Origin of the sequence: Pseudomonas simiae (genome assembly GCF_900111895.1) — a bacterium.
Lineage (GTDB): Bacteria > Pseudomonadota > Gammaproteobacteria > Pseudomonadales > Pseudomonadaceae > Aquipseudomonas > Aquipseudomonas simiae.
In genome coordinates this window covers 534,141-554,656 of record NZ_FOKB01000004.1, presented here as the reverse complement: position 1 = coordinate 554,656, position 20,516 = coordinate 534,141, and the positions used below count along the sequence as shown (strand labels likewise).

The window sequence follows — 20,516 nt, the reverse complement described above, 5'->3', positions numbered from 1 at the left end:
CTGACCACCTCAATGCCAAGTTTCACACAAGGACTGCCTGCTGCGCCTGGGGGACCTGAGCATGATGTTCAACGCACGGTTGGAGGCGCAGCGATTTGTCGACCAACTGCAAGGGCGCATTGGCGCACTCAAATTCGGCGGTGCGCCGAGCCGTGATGCTGTGCAGGGGGAGGCTGATCCTGGCTCAGTGCTGGGCGAGGATGCACCCGAGTAAACCCGGAAAGCGCGCCTCAAGCACCTCGGCACGCAACGAATTCAGATGCGTGGTGCCCGCGCTGCGGGTGTGCACCAGCCCGGCGTCACGCAACACGCGAAAGTGGTGGGACATGCTCGACTTGGGTCGCCCGCCATCCAGTTCGCCACAGGTGGCCTCGGGCACGCCGGCCAGGCAGCGCACGATTTCGAGGCGAACCGGGTCACTCAGCGCGTACAGCAGGCGTTCGAGGGTCAGGTCTTCAAGGGGAGGGTGTTTAAAGGCTCGCATGAAATGAATCATAGCAGGGGGGTATCGTTGAATACCATAGTTCGATTACCATCGAACTATCGAATCACTCACTCGCTCCCGGAGTTCTTCATGTCCGCTTTGTTCGAACCGTTCACACTCAAAGACGTCACCCTGCGTAACCGCATCGCTATTCCGCCGATGTGCCAGTACATGGCCGAAGACGGCATCGTCAACGATTGGCACCACGTGCACCTGGCCAGCATGGCCCGTGGCGGTGCCGGTCTGGTGGTGGTCGAAGCCACCGCTGTCGCGCCGGAAGGCCGCATCACCCCCGGCTGCGCTGGTATTTGGAGCGACGCCCACGCCGAGGCCTTCGTGCCAATGGTCAAAGCCATCAAGGCTGCTGGCTCGGTGCCGGGCATCCAGATCGGCCACGCCGGCCGTAAAGCCAGCGCCAACCGCCCGTGGGAAGGTGACGACCATATCGCCGCCTCCGATGCCCGCAGCTGGGAAACCATCGCCCCGTCGGCCATCGCCTTTGGTGCCAACCTGCCGCAAGTGCCGCGGGCCATGACCCTGGACGACATTGCGCGTGTGCGCCAGGACTTCGTCGACGCTGCCCGCCGTGCGCGTGACGCCGGCTTTGAGTGGATCGAACTGCATTTTGCCCACGGTTACCTGGGCCAGAGCTTCTTCTCCGAGCACTCCAACCAACGCACCGACGCCTATGGCGGCAGCTTCGATAACCGCAGCCGTTTCCTCCTGGAAACCCTGGCCGCCGTTCGTGAAGTCTGGCCGGAAAACCTGCCACTCACTGCACGTTTCGGCGTGATCGAATACGACGGCCGCGACGAGCAGACCCTCACCGAGTCCATCGAACTGGCCCGTCGTTTCAAGGCCGGTGGCCTGGACCTGCTGAGCGTGAGCGTCGGTTTCACCATCCCTGACACCAATATTCCGTGGGGTCCGGCGTTCATGGGCCCGATCGCTGAGCGCGTGCGTCGCGAAGCCGGTATTCCGGTCACCTCGGCCTGGGGTTTTGGCACCCCGCAGCTGGCTGAAGGTGCATTGCAGGCGGGTCACCTGGACCTGGTCTCGGTGGGCCGTGCTCACCTGGCAGACCCGCATTGGGCATACTTTGCGGCTAAAGAACTGGGCGTCGATAAGTCGTCCTGGACCTTGCCTGCGCCGTATGCACATTGGTTGGAACGCTATCGCTGAGGCGAAATAGCCTGCGTTCATCATCGAAAGCCACTCTCAGGAGTGGCTTTTTTTCATCTGTCGAAAAGTAACGAATGAGAACGCATGTCAATCGGTAATGAGTTGCTATAACATGCGCGGCAAAATAATTGGCAAATATGCCGCTCCATTTGGCTCATTTACTAGGTCATTCCCATGCGTCGTACCCTGGTTTCCCTGTGTGTGCTTCAGGCGTTTTCCCCGTTGAGTTGGGCAGAGGTCGAGTCGGCTGAAAAAGCCGGCATCGAGTTGCAGGCCACCAGCATCACCGGCACTGCCGACTATGAAACAGCGCAGGGGCCGGTGCAGGGCTACCACGCCACACGCTCGGCGAGCGCGACGCGTACCGACACGTCGATTCATGAAACCCCGCAGTCCATCAGTGTGGTCTCCAAAGACGTGGTCGAGGACATTGGTGCTACCCGCCTGCAGGACGCGCTGGATTACGCCGGCGGTGTCGGGCGTGCCAACAACTTCGGCGGGCAGGGGCTCACCACCTTTACCGTGCGCGGCTTTACCACCGGCGAGTTCTACCGCAACGGTTTTCCGATCAACCGTGGTTACCCGAACATGCCGGACGCCAACACCATCGAACGCCTGGAAGTGCTGCGCGGCCCGGCGACCATGCTCTATGGTCGTGGCGATCCGGGTGGCACCTTCAACGTGGTCTCCAAGCAACCGCTGGCCGAGCCTACGGTGACCCTCGGCAGCCAGCTGGATGATCAGGGCATGCAGCGCGCCACCCTCGACGCCTCCGGGCCGCTGGACGAGCAAGGTCGCCTGGCCTATCGCCTGAATGTGGTGGGCGAGGGCGGCGAGACCTTCCGTGACCATGTCGAGACCGAGCGTTACGGCGTGACGCCGGTCATCACTTGGCAAGCCACCGACGACACCAAGGTGATCTTCGAAGGCGACTTCATGCGCAACAATCACCCGCTGGATCGTGGCCTGACGCGCTTTACCAATCAGAAAGGCACCGCGTCGCGCGATACCTTCTGGGGGGATAAAGATGTCGGTAAATTGCACAACGACAACAACATGGCCCAACTGCGTTTCGAGCACCTGCTCAACGACAATTGGACCCTGGGCGGTGGGTTTCAGTGGTTGGACGGTACCTTGCAGGGCAACGCGATTGAAGCCAATAGCCTGGCGGCGGACGGTCACACGCTCAACCGAAACTTCAACTACCGCAAGCTGGAATGGACCGATAAAGATGCCCAGCTCAACCTGACCGGGCATTTCTCCACGGGGGCTTTTGATCACACCTTGCTGACGGGGGTTGAGTTTGAGGATTACGACTATAAGTCGATCATCCAGCGCTCCAGTGCCGCCTACACCAGCGATATTTTCAACCCGGTCTATGGCAAACCGCGCCCGGCGCTGACCAGCACCCCGACTCACGATAAAGAAAACCTTAAAACCTACTCGGCATTCATTCAGGATCAGGTCGCGCTGACCGAACGTCTGAAAGTGTTGGCGGGTGCGCGCTTTGAACGCTTCGAGCACGAGTACGAGACCTATGTAGCGGGTGGTAAAAACTGGAAGGCCAGCGACAACTCGGTCACTCCACGCGTGGGTGCGATCTACGACCTGACTGACACCCTGGCGATCTATGCCGACGCAGCACGCTCGTTCAAGCCCAATACCGGTGCTAGCAGTGGCGGAGTTGGATTTGAACCTGAAAAGGGCAAGTCGTATGAGATGGGCATCAAATGGGAAGGGTTGGATCGCCAGTTGAGCGTTGATGCCGCGATCTATCAGATCGACAAGAAAAATGTGCTCACCACCGATCCTTTGGACCCGAACTCAAAAGTCGCCGCTGGACAGGTGCGCAGCCGTGGGTTCGACCTGAACGTTGCCGGCAACCTCACCCCGGAATGGCGTGTCATCGGTGGCTATGCGTATGTGGACGCCGAAGTGACCAAAGACAACACCATTCGGGTCGGCTCGCGGTTGGCCAACATCCCGCGCAATAGCTTCAGCTTGCTGAACGTGTACGAATTTCAGGATGGCAGCCTTAAAGGGCTTGGGTTGGGCGCCGGCGCCAAATATGTCGATGAGCGCGTTGGCCAGACCTCCAATACGCCGTTCTCGATGGACGCCTACACCGTGGTCGACCTGCTCAGCTACTACAAGGTCAACGACAAAGTCCGGCTGAACCTGGACGTGAAGAACCTGTTCAACCGCGACTTTGAAGAAGGCGCGTTCGGGAACTTCTACGCCTACCCAGGCGAGCCGCGCACGGTGCAGGTCGGTATCGCCTACACCCTCTAACGGCGTACACAGGTAAAAATGTGGGAGTGGGCTTGCCCGCGAATGCAAAGTGTCAGTCACTGAATGTATTGGCTGATACACCGCATTCGCGAGCAAGCCCGCTCCCACATTTGGATCGAGTTACACCCGATAAAGCCCGGTTGCCGGCTCCCGCTTCAGAGCGGCGTCAGCACATTCATCACCGTATCCAACGCCACCCGCGTGTCATCCAACTGCACCAGCGACGCATGCCGCGCGCCCAGCGCGTCGCGGTTCTGGATTGCGGTGAGAATCGCCTTGTGCCGGGGCAGGCTCAGGCCCTGGATGTCCGGGCGGCGGTTGGTGATGTTGATCGACTCGCGCAACGGCAGCGACAGCATATTGCACATGTAGGCCAGCAGGTCGTTGCGGGTGGCGTCGGCAATCGCGCGGTGGAAGTCCAGGTCGGCCTGAAGCAGCTGTTCGTGGGTCTGCGCGGTTTCCATGCCCAGGTAGGCTTGTTCGATGGTGGCAATGTCTTCATCGGTGGCGGTGGTCGCAGCCATGGCGGCGATTTCCGGTTCGAGGATGCGTCGCACGCCGGCCAACGTGTTGAAGAACTCACTGTGGGGCGTGGACTGCATCAACCAGGACAATACGTCCGGGTCGAGCAGGTGCCATTTCAACCGAGGCCGCACCACCGCGCCCACCCGTGGCTTGGAATACACCAGGCCCTTGGCGCTGAGCACCCGCGTAGCCTCACGCAACACCGAGCGGCTGACCTTGTACTCCTCGCAGAGCGTGGCCTCCATGGGCAGCCGTTCTTCAGGCTTGAAGCGACCGGAAACGATGTGCATGCCCAAGTCCTGAACGATCTGGGCATGCTGGCTCTTGCGCGGCTTGGACGGCTGGTGATCCATGACTACAGGGAGGCTCTGGCTTGAATTCGCCGCATCATAGCATCCCAATTAGTGGGAATGCCTTGGGACTTCCGCCCCGCGGCAACCCACCAGGAAGTCAAAGTCACAGCCCTGGTCGGCCTGCAGCACATGGTCGATGTACAGCTGGCGATAGCCGCCGACGATGAGTTTCTGCGGCGGCGCCAGGTCGGCCATGCGTGCCGCCAGCTCTGCGTCGGGGATGTCCAGGTGCAAGCGGCCGTTGGCGCAGTCCAGTTCGATCCAGTCACCCTCCTTGACCGTGGCCAGCGGCCCGCCGGCCGCAGCCTCTGGCGCCACGTGCAACACCACCGTGCCATATGCGGTGCCGCTCATGCGCGCATCGGAAATCCGCACCATGTCCGTCACGCCCTGGGCCAGCAGCTTGGCGGGCAGGCCCATGTTGCCGACTTCGGCCATGCCTGGGTAACCCTTGGGGCCACAGTTTTTCATGACCAGGATCGAGTTGGCATCCACGTCCAGTTCCGGGTCATTGATGCGCGCCTTGTACATGTCGAAGTTCTCGAACACCACCGCACGACCTCGGTGCTGCATCAGTGCCGGGCTGGCGGCGGACGGCTTGAGCACCGCACCGAGCGGCGCCAGGTTGCCGCGCAACACGCAGATGCCGCCATCGGCGCGAATCGGGTTGTCGAGGGTGCGGATCACTTCGTCCTGGCCGTAGATCGGCGAGTCCTGGGTGTTCTCGCCCAAGGACTTGCCGTTCACGGTCAGGGCATTCGGGTGCGGGATCAGGTTGGCTTCACCGAGGCGGCGCAGCACGGCGGGCAGGCCGCCGGCGTAGTAGAACTCTTCCATCAGGAAGCGGCCCGAGGGTTGCAGGTCGACAATGGTCGGCATGCCACGGCCGATGCGGGTCCAGTCATCCAGGTCAAGTTCGACGCCGATGCGCCCGGCGATGGCTTTGAGGTGGATCACCGCGTTGGTCGAACCGCCGATGGCCGCATTCACGCGGATCGCGTTTTCGAACGCCTCTTTGGTGAGGATCTTCGACAGCTTCAAGTCTTCGCGCACCATTTCGACCGCACGCATGCCCGACATATGCGCCAGCACATAGCGCCGCGCATCCACCGCCGGAATCGCCGCGTTGTGGGGCAGGGAAGTGCCCAACGCCTCGGCCATGCAGGCCATGGTCGACGCGGTGCCCATGGTGTTGCAGGTGCCTGCCGAGCGTGACATGCCGCCCTCGGCCGCGAGGAAATCATCCAGCGTAATCGTGCCAGCCTTGACCTGTTCACTGAGCTGCCACACCACTGTGCCCGAGCCAATGTCCTGGCCCTTGTGCTTGCCGTTGAGCATCGGCCCGCCGGTGACGACGATGGCTGGCACATCGCAACTGGCCGCGCCCATCAGCAGGGCGGGGGTGGTTTTGTCGCAGCCGGTCAATAGCACCACGCCGTCAATCGGGTTGCCACGGATTGCTTCCTCTACGTCCATGCTTGCCAGGTTGCGGGTAAGCATCGCGGTAGGGCGCAGGTTCGACTCGCCATTGGAGAACACCGGGAACTCCACCGGGAAGCCGCCGGCCTCGATCACGCCGCGTTTGACGTGCTCGGCAATCTGGCGGAAATGCGCGTTGCAGGGGGTCAGCTCTGACCAGGTATTGCAGATGCCGATGATTGGCTTGCCATGAAACTGATGGTCGGCAATGCCCTGATTCTTCATCCAGCTGCGGTACATGAAGCCGTTCTTGTCGGCGGTACCAAACCACTGGGCAGAGCGTAGGCCGGGCTTTTTATCAGGCATGATCGATTCTCTTATTGTATGACTATATGTTCTATGCGTGCTTAAACATAAGCGCAAAAACGCTGCTTTGGAAGAGTTGTTTTGCAAATAGTCATACTATATAGTCGGCTTCAACAGAGGTATGACCCTGGCGGATTTCCGCGAGAGGCGTCCCCCGAGCTTCTATAAAAACAACAATCGGAGATCGACCCCATGAGCCAGGAACTGCGGCTTATTCGGCGCATCACGCTGAAACTGATTCCCTTCCTGATCCTGCTGTACCTGATCGCCTACGTGGACCGCTCCGCTGTGGGCTTTGCCAAGCTGCACATGGGCGCCGACGTCGGCATCGGCGACGCCGCCTATGGCCTGGGCGCGGGGTTGTTCTTCATTGGCTACTTCCTGTTCGAGATCCCCAGCAACCTGATGCTCGACCGCTTTGGCGCACGGCGCTGGTTTGCACGCATCATGATCACCTGGGGCGCTATCACCATCGGCATGGCCTTCGTGCAGGGGCCGCACAGCTTTTACGTGATGCGCTTTCTGCTCGGCGCGGCAGAGGCGGGGTTCTTTCCGGGTGTTCTCTACTACATCACCCAATGGTTTCCGGTGCGCCATCGCGGCAAGATCCTTGGGCTATTCATCCTGTCCCAGCCTATTGCGATGATGATTACCGGCCCGGTGTCCGGTGGTTTGCTGGGCATGGACGGCATGCTTGGTCTGCATGGCTGGCAGTGGCTGTTCATCGTGATCGGCACGCCGGCGATCCTGCTGACCTGGCCGGTGCTGCGCTACTTGCCGGACGGCCCCAAGCAGGTCACCTGGATGAGCGAGGACGAAAAGGCCTGGCTCACCGGAGAGCTCGCCAAAGACCTGCAAGCCTACGGCCAGACCCGCCACGGCAACCCGCTGCATGCCCTGAAAGACAAGCGGGTGTTGCTGCTGGCGCTGTTCTACCTGCCGGTGACCCTGAGCATCTATGGCCTGGGCCTGTGGTTGCCGACGCTGATCAAGCAATTCGGCGGCAGCGACCTCACCACCGGCTTCATCTCCGCCGTGCCGTATATCTTCGGCATCATCGGCTTGCTGATCATCCCGCGCAGTTCCGATCGGTTGAATGATCGCTACGGTCATCTTGCGGTGCTTTATGTGCTCGGTGCCATCGGCCTGTTCTTCAGTGCCTGGTTGAGCGTGCCGCTGCTGCAAATGGCGGCGCTGTGCCTGGCGGCGTTCGCGATGTTTTCCTGCACGGCGGTGTTCTGGACCTTGCCGGGGCGCTTTTTTGCCGGCGCCAGTGCGGCGGCGGGCATTGCGCTGATCAACTCGGTGGGCAACCTCGGTGGCTATATCGGCCCGTTCGTGATCGGTGCGCTCAAGGAATACACCGGCAACCTGGCGTCGGGCTTGTACTTTTTGTCCGGGGTGATGGTGTTCGGGTTGGTCTTGACCTTCGTGGTCTACCGCTTGCTGGAGCGCAAGCACGTGCTGCCTGCCGACCAATTCGCCGCCAGTGCCCGTGGCGCTACACGTACTTAATCTGGGAGAAGTTTCATGCGTTTAGTTCAGTTCGAGTTAAGCAACGGCGAACGCCGGGTCGGCGTGGTAGAGGGCGATAGCCTGCGTGAAGTGCAGACGGCACGCAGCGTGCGCGAATTGGCCCTGGCCGCCATCGAAGCCGGCGTCGGCCTGGCACAACAGGTCAATAACCTCGGCCTGGGCGACAGTCACGACTACGCCACGTTGCTGGCCGGCCTGAAAATCCTGCCGCCGCTGGACCACCCGGACCCGGCGCATATGCTGATCAGCGGCACCGGCCTGACCCACCTGGGCAGCGCCTCTGCGCGGGACAAGATGCACCAGGCCGGAGACGACACCGCACTGACCGACACCATGCGCATCTTCAAGTGGGGCGTGGAGGGCGGCAAGCCCGCGGGCGGCCAGGCGGGCGTGCAGCCCGAGTGGTTCTACAAGGGCGACGGCAGCATCGTCGTGCGCCCCGGCGCAGCTTTCCCGGTACCGCCGTTTGCCGAGGATGCCGGTGAAGAGCCGGAGATCGGTGGCCTCTACGTCATCGGCCCGGACAGCAAGCCCTATCGTGTCGGGTTCGCGGTGGGCAATGAATTCTCCGACCACGTCATGGAGCGCAAGAACTACCTGTATCTGGCCCATTCCAAGCTGCGCAGTTGCAGTTATGGCCCGGAGTTGCGCGTGGGTGAGTTGCCCCAGCACCTGGCGGGCACCAGCCGTATCGTGCGTAACGGTGAGGAAATCTGGCGGAACGAATTCCTCAGCGGCGAGGCCAATATGTGCCACAGCCTGGAGAACCTCGAATACCACCACTTCAAATACCGCCAGTTCCTCAAGCCTGGCGACGTACACATCCACTTTTTCGGCACCGCCACGTTGTCGTTCGCGGACGGTATCCGTACCCAGCCGGGCGATGTGTTCGAAATCAGCCAGGCCGAGTTCGGTGCGCCGCTGGTCAACCGTGTTGGCAGCAGTGATGCGGCTTTCGAACCCGGCAACGTCATTACCCTTTAAGGAGAAAAACATGACCTCGTTCCTCGGCCACAACTACATCGGCGGTCAGCGTAGCGCCAACGGCAGCGTCACCTTGCAAAGCGTCGACGCCACCAGCGGTGAAGCCTTGCCGCAGCATTTCTACCAGGCTACGCCCCAGGAAGTCGACGCCGCCGCCAAGGCTGCCGCGCAGGCTTATCCTGCCTACCGCGCGTTGAGTGCGGCACGCCGCGCGCAGTTCCTGGACGCAGTGGCCGATGAGCTGGACGCGCTGGGTGATGAATTTGTCGAGCTGGTCTGTCGCGAAACCGCGTTGCCGGCCGCGCGTATCAAGGGCGAGCGTGGGCGTACCAGCGGCCAGATGCGTCTGTTCGCCACCGTGTTGCGTCGGGGTGATTTCTACGGCGCGCGCATCGACAAAGCGCTGCCTGACCGCCAACCCATGCCGCGCCCGGATTTGCGTCAATATCGCATTGGCCTGGGGCCGGTGGCCGTGTTTGGCGCCAGCAACTTTCCCCTGGCCTTCTCTACGGCGGGCGGCGACACCGCCGCCGCGCTGGCGGCAGGCTGTCCGGTGGTGTTCAAAGCCCACAGCGGGCATATGGCGACGGCAGAACGCGTCGCCGATGCGATCATCCGCGCGGCCGAAGCCACCGAGATGCCGGCGGGTGTGTTCAATATGATCTTCGGCGGCGGTGTCGGTGAAGCACTGGTCAAGCATCCGGCCATCCAGGCGGTCGGCTTTACCGGCTCGCTCAAGGGCGGCCGTGCATTGTGCGACATGGCGGCAGCGCGCCCGCAACCGATCCCGGTGTTTGCCGAGATGTCGAGTATCAACCCCGTGATTGTGCTGCCCCAGGCGTTAAAAGCACGGGCCGAAAGCGTCGCGCGTGACCTGACGGCATCGGTCGTCCAGGGCTGCGGCCAGTTCTGCACCAACCCTGGTCTGGTGATCGGTGTCGCATCGCCTGAATTCACCGCGTTCACCCAACAAGTCGCCCAATTGATCGGCGACCAACCGGCACAGACCATGCTCAACGCCGGCACCCTGAGCAGCTACGGCAAAGGACTGGAGAAACTCCTGGCTCATCCGGGTATCCAGCACCTGGCGGGCAGCCGACAGGCCGGTAACCAAGCGCAACCGCAGTTGTTCAAGGCCGATGTACGCCTATTGATCGACGGCGATGAAGTGCTGCAGGAAGAAGTCTTCGGCCCCACCACGGTGTTCGTCGAAGTCGCCGACCAGGTCCAACTCAGCGCCGCGTTGCACGGCCTGCACGGCCAGCTCACAGCAACGATCATTGGCGAGCCGGCCGACCTGCAACAGTTCGCCGAACTCACTCCCCTGCTGGAGCAGAAGGTCGGCCGCATCCTGCTCAACGGTTACCCGACCGGTGTGGAGGTCTGCGATTCGATGGTGCACGGCGGGCCGTACCCGGCGACGTCGGACGCCCGTGGCACTTCGGTCGGCACCTTGGCCATCGACCGTTTCCTGCGCCCCGTGTGCTTCCAGAATTACCCTGATAGCCTGCTGCCCGACGCGTTGAAAAACGCCAACCCGTTGCGTATCCAGCGGCTGGTGGATGGCACGCCATCTCGCGACCCGCTGTAACGCACACCTGAGAACAATAAAAATTCAGGAGGCATCATGTCGTGTATCGCCGTTACCCCGCACCGTGCGCAATTGGGCGAGGGCCCGTTCTGGGACGCGCCGACCCAGGCGCTGTACTGGGTCAATATCGCCGGCAAACAGGCGCTGCGCCTGATGGGCGGGCAATTGCAAGTGTGGCAGTTGCCCGAGCATGTCTCGGCGTTCATCCCGTGTGAAAGCGGCGATGCCTTGGTGACCCTGAGCAGTGGCGTCTATCGCCTCGACCTGGCCACTGAAGCCCTGACGCTGCTGTGCGTAGCGGACCCGCAACCGGGTAACCGCGGCAACGAAGCGCGCTGCGATGCCAGCGGCCGCCTGTGGCTGGGCACCATGCAGAACAACATTGGCGAGCAGGGTGAAGACCTGCCCATCACCCGACGTTCCGGTGGCCTGTTTCGCATAGATGCAGATGCGCAGGTCACGCCGTTACTCAGCGGCCTGGGCATTCCCAACACCTTGCTGTGGAGTGATGACGGCCGCCACGTGCATTTCGGCGACAGCCTGGACGGCACGCTGTACCGGCACGCTATCCAACCCGACGGCCAACTCGACCCAGCGCAGACCTGGTTCGGCCCACACGAGCGCGGCGGGCCGGACGGCTCGGCCATGGACGTTGACGGCTACATCTGGAACGCCCGCTGGGACGGCAGTTGCCTGCTGCGCCTCACGCCCGACGGCGAAGTGGACCGCATCGTCGAACTGCCCGTCAGCCGTCCCACCAGTTGCGTATTGGGTGGCCCGAACCTCACCACCCTGTACATCACCAGCGCCGCCAGTCCCTTGGATCACCCCTTGGACGGTGCGGTGTTGGCCATGGAAGTTGATGTCCCTGGAAAACCTTGTCATCGCTTTGCTGGATAAAACCCAAGACTTAAAACAACAACAAGGAGTCACCCGTATGAATCGTCGTCGTGGTTTGCGTTCCCTGTGCTGCGCCGCTGTGGCGGTCTCGGCCATGAGTTTGAGCGGGCTGTTGCTGGCCGCTGAGGAAGTGAAAATCGGTTTCCTGGTCAAACAGGCCGAGGAACCATGGTTCCAGACCGAATGGGCCTTTGCCGAGAAAGCCGGCAAGGAACATGGCTTCACCGTGATCAAGATCGCCGTGCCCGACGGCGAGAAAACCCTCTCGGCCATCGACAGCCTGGCTGCCAACGGCGCCAAGGGTTTTGTGATCTGCCCGCCGGACGTTTCCCTCGGCCCGGCCATCGTCGCCAAGGCCAAGGCCAACGGCTTGAAAGTCATCGCGGTGGACGACCGATTCGTGGATGCCAAGGGCAACTTCATGGAGGACGTGCCGTATCTGGGCATGGCGGCCTTCGAAGTCGGCCAGAAGCAGGGCGCCGCCATGGCCGCCGAAGCGAAAAAACGCGGCTGGGACTGGAAGGACACCTATGCGGTGATCAACACCTTCAACGAGCTCGACACGGGTAAAAAACGCACCGATGGTTCGGTCAAATCCCTGGAGGAAGCGGGTATTCCCAAGGATCACATCCTGTTTACTGCCGCCAAAACCCTGGATGTCCCAGGCAGCATGGACGCCACCAATTCGGCCCTGGTGAAACTGCCCAGTGGCGCGAAAAACCTGATCATCGGCGGCATGAACGACAACACCGTGCTGGGCGGCGTGCGCGCCACCGAAAGCGCCGGCTTCAAGGCGGCCAACGTGATCGGCATCGGCATCAATGGCACCGACGCCATCGGCGAACTGAAAAAGCCAAGCAGTGGTTTCTTCGGCTCGATGCTGCCTAGCCCCCATATCGAGGGCTATAACACCGCGCTGATGATGTACGAGTGGGTCACCAAAGGCACCGAGCCTGCCAAATACACCGCCATGGATGAGGTGACCTTGATCACCCGTGAGAACTTCCAGGCCGAACTGACCAAGATCGGGCTGTGGCAATGACCGCTGCTGCCTTGCGATTTGACGGCATTGGCAAAACCTTCCCCGGGGTCAAGGCGCTGGATGGCATCAGCTTCAGCGCCCACCCTGGGCAGGTGCACGCGCTGATGGGCGAGAACGGCGCGGGCAAGTCGACGCTGCTGAAGATCCTCGGCGGCGCCTACATTCCCAACAGCGGCACGCTGCACATCGGCGAGCAGGTCATGGCCTTCAAAAGCGCCGCCGACAGCATTGCCAGCGGTGTGGCGGTGATCCATCAGGAACTGCATCTGGTGCCGGAAATGAGCGTGGCCGAGAACCTGTTCCTCGGGCATTTACCGTCGCGTTTCGGCGTGGTCAACCGGGGGCTCCTGCGCAAGCAGGCCCTCGCTTGCCTCAAGGGCCTGGCGGATGAAATCGATCCGGCCGAGAAACTCGGGCGTCTGTCCCTGGGCCAGCGCCAACTGGTGGAAATCGCCAAGGCGCTGTCCCGAGGCGCCCATGTAATCGCCTTCGACGAGCCCACCAGCAGCCTCTCCGCGCGCGAAATCGACCGCTTGATGGCGATCATCGCGCGTCTGCGCGATGAGGGCAAAGTGGTGCTCTACGTGTCGCACCGCATGGAAGAAGTGTTCCGCATCTGCAACGCGGTCACGGTGTTCAAGGACGGTCGCTACGTGCGCACGTTCGAGGACATGAGCGCGCTGACCCATGACCAGTTGGTGACGTGCATGGTCGGTCGCGATATCCAGGACATCTACGACTACCGTCCGCGTGAGCACGGCGAAGTGGCGCTCAAGGTCGACGGCCTGCTGGGCCCCGGTCTGCGTGAGCCGGTCAGTTTCAACGTGCGCAAGGGCGAGATTCTTGGCCTGTTCGGGCTGGTAGGCGCAGGGCGGACGGAGTTGTTCCGCCTGCTCAGCGGCCTGGAACGTGCCAGCGCCGGGCAACTGGAGCTCTGCGGCGAGCCCTTGCACTTGCAGTCACCACGGGACGCCATCGCCGCCGGCGTGCTGCTGTGCCCGGAAGACCGTAAGAAGGAGGGCATCATTCCGCTGTCCAGTGTCGCCGAGAACATCAATATCAGCGCACGCGGTGCCCATTCCACGTTCGGCTGGTTGCTGCGTGAAGGCTGGGAGAAGGGCAACGCCGATCAGCAGATCAACGCCATGAAGGTCAAGACACCCAACGCGGCGCAAAAAATCATGTACCTCTCCGGCGGCAACCAGCAGAAGGCCATTCTCGGCCGCTGGCTGTCGATGCCGATGAAGGTGCTGCTGCTGGACGAACCCACCCGCGGCATCGATATCGGCGCCAAGGCCGAGATCTACCAGATCATCCATAACCTGGCTGCCCAAGGCATTGCGGTGATCGTGGTGTCCAGCGACTTGATGGAGGTGATGGGCATCGCCGATCGCATCCTGGTGCTGTGCGAAGGCGCGCTGCGCGGCGAACAAACCCGTGAGCACGCGACTGAATCCAACCTGCTGCAACTGGCCTTGCCGCGCAGCGTGGCGAACTGAGAGACGACTATGACCACTCAACACAACGTGCTGCCCACCGCGCGCAAGCCGCTTGACCTGCGCGCCTTGCTGGACAACTGGGCGATGCTGCTGGCCGCCGTGAGCATCTTTTTGCTGTGCGCCTTGCTGATCGACAACTTCCTCTCACCCCTGAATATGCGCGGCCTGGGTCTGGCGATTTCCACCGTGGGCATCGCCGCCTGCACCATGCTGTTTTGCCTGGCGTCGGGGCACTTTGACCTGTCCGTAGGCTCGGTGATCGCCTGCGCCGGCGTGGTGGCGGCGATTGTGATGCGCGACACCGACAGCGTCATGCTCGGCATTGGCGCTGCGCTGCTGATGGGCCTGATGGTAGGGCTGATCAACGGCATCGTCATCGCCAAGCTGCGGGTCAATGCGCTGATCACCACCTTGGCGACCATGCAAATCGTGCGTGGCCTGGCCTACATTTTTGCCAACGGCAAGGCGGTGGGGGTGTCCCAGGATCAATTCTTTGTCTTCGGCAATGGCCAACTGATGGGCGTGCCGGTGCCGATCCTGATCACTATCCTGTGCTTCCTGTTCTTCGGCTGGCTGCTCAACTACACCACTTACGGGCGCAACACCATGGCCATCGGCGGCAATCCGGAAGCCGCGTTGCTGGCGGGCGTGAATGTGGACCGCACCAAGATCCTGATCTTTGCCGTGCATGGGGTGATCGGGGCGTTGGCCGGAGTGATATTGGCGTCGCGCATGACTTCCGGCCAGCCGATGATTGGCCAGGGTTTCGAGCTGACGGTGATTTCGGCGTGCGTATTGGGCGGGGTGTCGCTGAGCGGCGGGGTTGGGATGATCCGCCACGTGATCGCCGGTGTGTTGATTTTGGCGATCATTGAGAATGCGATGAACCTGAAGAACATCGACACCTTTTATCAGTACGTGATCCGCGGCTCGATCCTGCTCCTGGCCGTCGTCATCGACCGCATGAAGCAACGCTGAGTCATGCCCTGTGAAGACTAGATGTGGGAGCGGGCAAGCCCGCTCCCTAAGGTTTAATCGGCGGAGAATTTGAAGACGGTGTTCTGGGTGTAAGTCTGCCCTGGGTTCAGGCGGGTCGAGGCAAACTTGGGTTGGTTGGGCGCATCTGGAAAATGCTGGGTCTCCAGCGTGAACCCGCTCCAGTGCAGGTAGGTCTTCCCAGCCTTGCCCTTCACCGACCCATCCAGGAAGTTGCTGGTGTAGAACTGCACCCCAGGCTCCGTGGTAAACAGCTGCAAACGCCGTCCGGACTCAGGATCATGCACCTCGGCCGCAAGCTGTTTCACATCACCTTTGGTATCCAGCGCCCAGTTGAAGTCGAACCCTCCCTGTTTCGGCTCGGCGAATTTGAGCTGCGGGTGATCGTCCTTGATGTGCTGGCCGATCGGCGTGGGCTTGAGGAAGTCCATCGGCGTGCCTTTGACAGGTGCCAGTTTGCCGGTAGGGATCAAGGTGGCATTCACCGGCGTGTAATGACTGGCATGCAAGGTAGCGACTTGCTTGAGGATGTCGCCATTGCCCGCACCGGCGAGGTTGAAGTAGCTGTGGTTGGTGAGGTTGAGCACCGTGGGTTTGTCGGTGGTGGCGGTGTAATCGATGTGCAGTTCGTTGTTGTCGTTGAGGCGGTAGGTGACCTCGGTCTTCAGGTTGCCGGGGAAGCCCATTTCACCGTCCTTGGACAGGTAGGTGAGGGTCACGCCCACGGAGTCCTTGGCCTTGACGGGCGTGGCTTTCCATACGTGCTTGTCGAAGCCCTGGGCGCCGCCATGCAGCGAGTTGGGGCCATCGTTGAGCGGAACCTGGTAACGCTTGCCGTCGAGCTCGAAGGCACCGCCCGCGAGGCGATTGCCGAAGCGCCCGATGGTCGCGCCGAAAAACGCCGTACCGCTTTGATAGCCCTGCACGTCGTCGAAGCCCAGCACCACGTCCTCGACCTTGCCGTGCTTGTCCGGCACCTTCAGCGACTGCAACACGCCGCCGTAGGTAATCACCGTGGCTTGCATGCCATGGCTGTTGCGCAACACGTACTGTTCGACGGCGGTGCCGTCGTTGGTTTTACCGAAAGGTTTGTGCTCGCTGGTAAGGCCTGCAGCCTGGGCGCCGCCACTGGCGACCAGCATGGACAGGGCGAGGCCGGAGAGCAGGTAACGAGGGTGCTTCATGGTCGAACTTCCTTTTGTTGTTTTGGGTGGAATAGTTCTACTAATGTGCGATATTTTGTCGGTTTGACAGCGAATTTATAGCCTTTAACGCCGTTTTTGCAAAATAAAATAAGACTAATTAAGCGAGGCACCTCTATATGAACACTCAGCATGCGGTTTACCCCGACCTTGAAGGCAAGACTGTCCTGATCTCCGGTGGCGCCTCGGGTATTGGCGAATTCATGGTGCGCGCCTTCGCCGCCCAAGGTTCCAAGGTCGGCTTTGTCGACCGCGCCCAAAGTCAGGGCGAGCGCCTGGCGGCGCTATTGAGTTCGCGCGGGCACACCGTTGAGTTCGTGAATTGCGACATCACCGATGAGATCGCCTACAAGGCTGCCATTGGGCGCTTCGAACACTCCCTGGGACCGATCTCCGTGCTGGTGAACAACGCCGCCAATGACGCGCGCCACACCTTGGAGGAAGTCGACTCGGAGATGTTCGACCGGCTCATCGCCGTCAACCTCAAGCACGCTTTCTTCGCCGCCAAGGCCGTGGTGCCAATGATGAAAAGCGCGGGCGGCGGGGCGATCATCAACCTCGGCTCCGTCGGCTGGATGATGGCCTCCGCTGGCTACCCGGTGTACGCCGCCAGCAAAGCCGCCGCCCACGGCATGACCCGTGCGCTGGCTCGTGAACTGGGACCGAGCCGCATCCGCGTGAATACGCTGGTGCCGGGTTGGGTGATGACGGAAAAACAACTGGCGATGTGGGTCGACGATGCCGCCAAGGAACTGATCAGCCGCAGTCAATGTTTGCCGGGCAGCGTGCTGCCGGAACACATCGCCAACATGGCGTTGTTCCTTGCCTCTGATGCATCGGCGATGTGTTCGGCGCAGAACTTTATCGTGGATGGTGGGTGGGTCTGAGTCGGCCCCGTTCGACTCACGGTGGCAGAGAGCTTATGGGGGAGCGGGCTTGCCCGCGAAGGCAGAGCGTCAGTCGGCACATGTACCAACTGGACACACCGTTTTCGCGGGCAAGCCCGCTCCCACACACCGCTCTGCATCGTTTATTCGATAGGGTAACGCTTGAACGCCGGGTGCTGCTCCAGCCGCTCGGCATGGCGCTTGAGGTTGGGAAACGCATCTGCCTTCACAACCGACGCCACGGTGAACTGGCTGAACGACCAGGCCACCGCCGCCGTAATCGAGGCCTGGGTCAGCGCCTCGCTCTCAGGCAGGTGCTTTTCCAGCAGCGAGTAGGCCGCGAGCAATTGCCCGCTGACGCGATCCAGCCAGGGCGCATGTTGCTTCTCGGCTGGACGCAGGTTGTGTTCGTAGACGATTTGCACGCTTTTCTCACAGGCCGCCAGGGCCAGCCCGAGTGTTTGCAGGTCCTGGGCGCGTGCGTTGGGTTGCTGCGCGAGCAGCTTTTTATCCAGCGGGGCCAGGGCTTCCAGGTAGTCCAGGATCAGGCTGGAGTCCATCAACACCGTGCCATCGTCCAGCACCAGGGTAGGCGCCTTCACCACCGGGTTGATCTGGGCGAACTCGTTGAAGGTGCGGAATACGGACAGCGGTTCATGCACAAAATCCATCCCGTACACGTCCAGGGAAATCGCCACGCGGCGTACGTAAGGCGAGTCCAGCATGCCGATCAGTTTCATGAAGCCTCCATTGCTAACAAGGTGATGGCTCAAGAGAGTAAGGGCTGAGGATCGGCGTGCGCAATGGCCCCCCATCATTGCTGATAGGCGACCGCCAGTTGTCTTCACAGGATGGGTCATGATGTCTGCGCGGCGGTCGTTCATGCCGGGCTCCGCAGGTTCTGGCGGCTGGCGCCAGGTGGCTGGCCGGTAATGCGCTTGAACGCGCGGCTGAATGCCGCCTGGGAGGTATAACCCAGGCGCAGCGCGACTTCTTCGATAGGCAACCGCTCCAGGGTTAGCCATTGGCTGGCCAGGCGCATGCGCAACTCCGTCACGTAGCGCAGTGGCGGGATCCCCAGGGTGGCCTGGAAGCGCTCGGCAAACACCGACCGGGAGGTATGACAATGCGCAGCCAATTCCGCCACGCTCCAATCGCGTCCAGGTTGCTGGTGCAAAGCGAGCAGGGCACCGGCCAATCGCGTGTCGCGCAACGCCGCCACCAGTCCCGATGCGTTACCGCAGGCACATTCCACCCAGCCTCGCACGATCATGGCGGCGACCACGTCGGCCAGGCGCGCGAGGATGCCGGAGTAGCCGATGCGCGCAGCGGATACTTCACGTTCCATCACCGCCAGGATCGGCATCAGGCCGGGATAACGCTGGCCCTGGGCATCGATCAGCATCAAGGCCGGCATCAGGCTGCCGAGTCCCTGGATACTGCCAAGTTCGAACGCCATGCAGGCGCTGAACAGCAAGGTACTGGGCGGCGTGTCGGGCGAGGCATCCACGGCGCACACGGTATCGCCCAGGGAGGTCGCGTCAAAGCCGTTGATGTCCTGCACCGGCCGATCCGCCGTGGATGACAGCGCATGGGCGCCGCCATGGGAGATGAACACGGCATTACCCGCCGACAACTCAAACAGGCTGCCGTCGTCGGTACGCAAGGTCGCCGTCCCGGCGGCAAGGAAGTGAAAGTAGGCATGTCCGGGTTTGGCCTCAAAGCCCATGCCGAAGCTCGGCCCGGCCTGGATACGCCGGTACTGCACCCCACTCAGGCGCATGCCGCGCAGCAGCTCGTCGATGAGGCCGGAGGACAGGTTGAACGGGGCCGCTGGGGTCATGGTCGGGGTTTCAGTCAAAAACTCAAGGGTTTGCATCATAGATCATCCGGATTGACCTACCTAGACTGGCCGTCGCGCAAATTTCCCGAGGATGTCGTGTGATGAATGATTGTGTAGCTCAAGCCTCTGTCCGTTCGCAGGCAGAGCCCGCCACCCCAGCCTGGATGGCGGTGTTTTCCCTGGCCATGGGGGTGTTCGGGTTGTTGACGGCGGAATACCTGCCGGCCAGCCTGTTGACGCCAATGGCGGTGGACCTTGGGGTGTCCGAGGCGCTGGCCGGCCAGGCCGTGACGGTGACGGCAGTGGTGGCGTTGTTCGCCGGGCTGCTGGTACCCGGCCTCACGCGTGGTATCGACCGGCGCGTGGTGCTGCTGGGGTTCTCCCTGCTGATGATTGCCTCGAACCTGTTGGTGGCGTTCTCTTCCAGCCTGGCGGTGCTGCTGTTGATGCGCATTTTGCTGGGTGTCGCCCTTGGCGGTTTCTGGAGCATGGCGGCGGCGGTGGCGATGCGCCTGGTGCCGGCCGCGCTGCTGCCCCGTGCGCTGTCGATCATCTTCAGTGGCATTGCGGTAGGCACGGTGGTTGCCGTGCCACTGGGCAGCTACCTCGGTGGTATGTACGGCTGGCGCAGTGCGTTTGTTGCCGCAGCGGCCGTCGGTGGGGTGACGCTGGCATTCCAGCTGTTCACGCTGCCACGCCTGGCCCCGACGGGCACCGCACGCCTGCGCACGGTGCTGGACGTGCTGTTGCGCCCGGGCATCGCCATCGGCATGTTTGGCTGTGTGCTGGTACACACCGGGCACTTCGCGCTGTTCACCTACATCCGGCCTTTTCTGGAAAGCACCACGGGGGTGGGCACCGAAGGGTTGGCCTTGATGCTGCTGGGGTTCGGTGCAGCCAACTTTGTTGGCACGCTGCTGGCCGGTTGGATGCTGGTACGTTATCCACTCGGCACGTTGGTGCTGATGCCGGTATTGGTGGGCCTCGCGGCACTTGCCCTGGTGTTGCTGCCAGCCTCGCTGCCAGGCCAGGCATTGCTGCTGGCGTTGTGGGGCATGGCCTTTGGCGGGGTGCCGGTGGCGTGGTCGAACTGGGTGGCCCGCGCCGTGCCGGATCAAGCGGAAAGTGCCGGTGGCATGGTGGTGGCGTCCGTGCAATCGGCCATTGCGGCGGGTGCGGCCGGTGGGGGCGTGATGTTCAGTCTCAGCGGCATCGGCGGGGTGTTTCTCGGTGCCGGTGTGTTGATGGTGCTGGCCGCCTTGTTGATTGCGCTGCGGGTAAGCGTGCCGCGCAGTGGAGCCCTGGGCGTGCCGTTGCATCTTTGAAGCGGTCTTGGGATCAGTGTGTGACGCGCCATCAACCTTTGGTTTAGTCTGGAGCGCTTCGCTGATCGCTAACGCCTCTGGAGCAGTAAG

At 62.0% G+C, this 20,516-nt stretch carries 18 protein-coding genes; 12 read left to right on the top strand and 6 right to left on the bottom strand.

All coding sequences use genetic code 11. The features are described 5' to 3' along the window. Nucleotides 1-61 precede the first annotated feature (61 nt). The gene (locus tag BMZ57_RS29530) at nt 62-214 is read left to right on the top strand and encodes a hypothetical protein (RefSeq protein WP_021493346.1); all 153 of its coding nucleotides are present in this window, start codon (nt 62-64) and stop codon (nt 212-214) included. On the opposite strand, the gene BMZ57_RS15935 is transcribed toward BMZ57_RS29530, so the two are convergent. Next, nucleotides 185-484, bottom strand: coding sequence for an ArsR/SmtB family transcription factor (locus BMZ57_RS15935; RefSeq protein ID WP_032882858.1), 300 nt, complete (start codon nt 482-484; stop codon nt 185-187). The two genes, BMZ57_RS29530 and BMZ57_RS15935, sit on opposite strands and share 30 nt — an antisense overlap. 90 nt (nt 485-574) lie before the next feature. Between BMZ57_RS15935 and BMZ57_RS15930 the strand changes: the two genes are divergently transcribed. Then, nucleotides 575-1,666 (top strand): NADH:flavin oxidoreductase/NADH oxidase, encoded by a 1,092-nt coding sequence (locus BMZ57_RS15930; RefSeq protein ID WP_010211224.1) that lies wholly within the window; start codon nt 575-577, stop codon nt 1,664-1,666. A gap of 174 nt (nt 1,667-1,840) precedes the next feature. Beyond that, a complete protein-coding gene (locus tag BMZ57_RS15925; protein WP_042571518.1) occupies nt 1,841-3,958 on the top strand; it encodes a TonB-dependent siderophore receptor in 2,118 nt (705 codons plus the stop codon). A gap of 155 nt (nt 3,959-4,113) precedes the next feature. Here the strand turns inward: BMZ57_RS15925 and BMZ57_RS15920 are convergent, their stop codons facing one another. Next, the gene (locus BMZ57_RS15920) at nt 4,114-4,836 is read right to left on the bottom strand and encodes a FadR/GntR family transcriptional regulator (RefSeq protein WP_010211221.1); all 723 of its coding nucleotides are present in this window, start codon (nt 4,834-4,836) and stop codon (nt 4,114-4,116) included. Between the two features lie 48 nt (nt 4,837-4,884). After that, entirely contained in the window at nt 4,885-6,621 is a 1,737-nt protein-coding gene (locus BMZ57_RS15915) for an IlvD/Edd family dehydratase (RefSeq protein ID WP_010211220.1), read from the bottom strand. A gap of 192 nt (nt 6,622-6,813) precedes the next feature. Between BMZ57_RS15915 and BMZ57_RS15910 the strand changes: the two genes are divergently transcribed. Genes BMZ57_RS15910 through araH form a run of 7 tightly spaced genes read left to right on the top strand, consistent with a single transcriptional unit; the run spans nt 6,814 to nt 15,151 of the window. Further along, a complete protein-coding gene (locus BMZ57_RS15910; protein WP_021493343.1) occupies nt 6,814-8,136 on the top strand; it encodes an MFS transporter in 1,323 nt (440 codons plus the stop codon). 15 nt (nt 8,137-8,151) lie between these two features. Beyond that, nucleotides 8,152-9,141 carry an AraD1 family protein gene (gene araD1, locus BMZ57_RS15905; RefSeq protein WP_069672693.1) on the top strand — a complete coding sequence of 330 codons (990 nt, stop codon included), beginning with the start codon at nt 8,152-8,154 and terminating at the stop codon, nt 9,139-9,141. 10 nt (nt 9,142-9,151) lie between these two features. Further along, entirely contained in the window at nt 9,152-10,732 is a 1,581-nt protein-coding gene (locus tag BMZ57_RS15900) for an aldehyde dehydrogenase (NADP(+)) (protein WP_042571520.1), read from the top strand. Between the two features lie 36 nt (nt 10,733-10,768). Next, nucleotides 10,769-11,632: an SMP-30/gluconolactonase/LRE family protein gene (locus BMZ57_RS15895; protein WP_010211216.1), complete on the top strand. Its 864-nt coding sequence runs from the start codon at nt 10,769-10,771 to the stop codon at nt 11,630-11,632. Between the two features lie 37 nt (nt 11,633-11,669). Next, entirely contained in the window at nt 11,670-12,674 is a 1,005-nt protein-coding gene (locus BMZ57_RS15890; RefSeq protein WP_010211214.1) for a substrate-binding domain-containing protein, read from the top strand. Next, on the top strand, nt 12,671-14,173 hold the full coding sequence (araG, locus tag BMZ57_RS15885; RefSeq protein ID WP_010211213.1) for an L-arabinose ABC transporter ATP-binding protein AraG: 1,503 nt from the start codon (nt 12,671-12,673) through the stop codon (nt 14,171-14,173). The genes BMZ57_RS15890 and araG overlap by 4 nt, the downstream gene beginning before the upstream one ends. Before the next feature lie 9 nt (nt 14,174-14,182). After that, complete coding sequence (gene araH, locus BMZ57_RS15880; protein ID WP_010211211.1) at nt 14,183-15,151, top strand: L-arabinose ABC transporter permease AraH; 969 nt, start codon at nt 14,183-14,185, stop codon at nt 15,149-15,151. 53 nt (nt 15,152-15,204) lie between these two features. Here araH and BMZ57_RS15875 read toward each other — a convergent pair whose 3' ends face one another. Further along, nucleotides 15,205-16,353 (bottom strand): aldose epimerase family protein, encoded by a 1,149-nt coding sequence (locus BMZ57_RS15875; protein ID WP_042571522.1) that lies wholly within the window; start codon nt 16,351-16,353, stop codon nt 15,205-15,207. Between the two features lie 137 nt (nt 16,354-16,490). Here BMZ57_RS15875 and BMZ57_RS15870 point away from each other — a divergent pair, with 137 nt between their 5' ends. After that, nucleotides 16,491-17,258: an SDR family NAD(P)-dependent oxidoreductase gene (locus BMZ57_RS15870; RefSeq protein WP_021493338.1), complete on the top strand. Its 768-nt coding sequence runs from the start codon at nt 16,491-16,493 to the stop codon at nt 17,256-17,258. A gap of 143 nt (nt 17,259-17,401) precedes the next feature. On the opposite strand, the gene BMZ57_RS15865 is transcribed toward BMZ57_RS15870, so the two are convergent. After that, nucleotides 17,402-17,998 carry a glutathione S-transferase gene (locus tag BMZ57_RS15865; protein WP_021493337.1) on the bottom strand — a complete coding sequence of 199 codons (597 nt, stop codon included), beginning with the start codon at nt 17,996-17,998 and terminating at the stop codon, nt 17,402-17,404. Nucleotides 17,999-18,138: 140 nt separating this feature from the next. Then, nucleotides 18,139-19,137 (bottom strand): AraC family transcriptional regulator, encoded by a 999-nt coding sequence (locus tag BMZ57_RS15860; protein WP_010211206.1) that lies wholly within the window; start codon nt 19,135-19,137, stop codon nt 18,139-18,141. A 65-nt stretch (nt 19,138-19,202) separates the two neighbouring features. Between BMZ57_RS15860 and BMZ57_RS15855 the strand changes: the two genes are divergently transcribed. Further along, nucleotides 19,203-20,426, top strand: a complete 1,224-nt coding sequence (locus BMZ57_RS15855) for an MFS transporter (protein ID WP_029529179.1) — start codon at nt 19,203-19,205, stop codon at nt 20,424-20,426. Nucleotides 20,427-20,516: the final 90 nt, after the last annotated feature.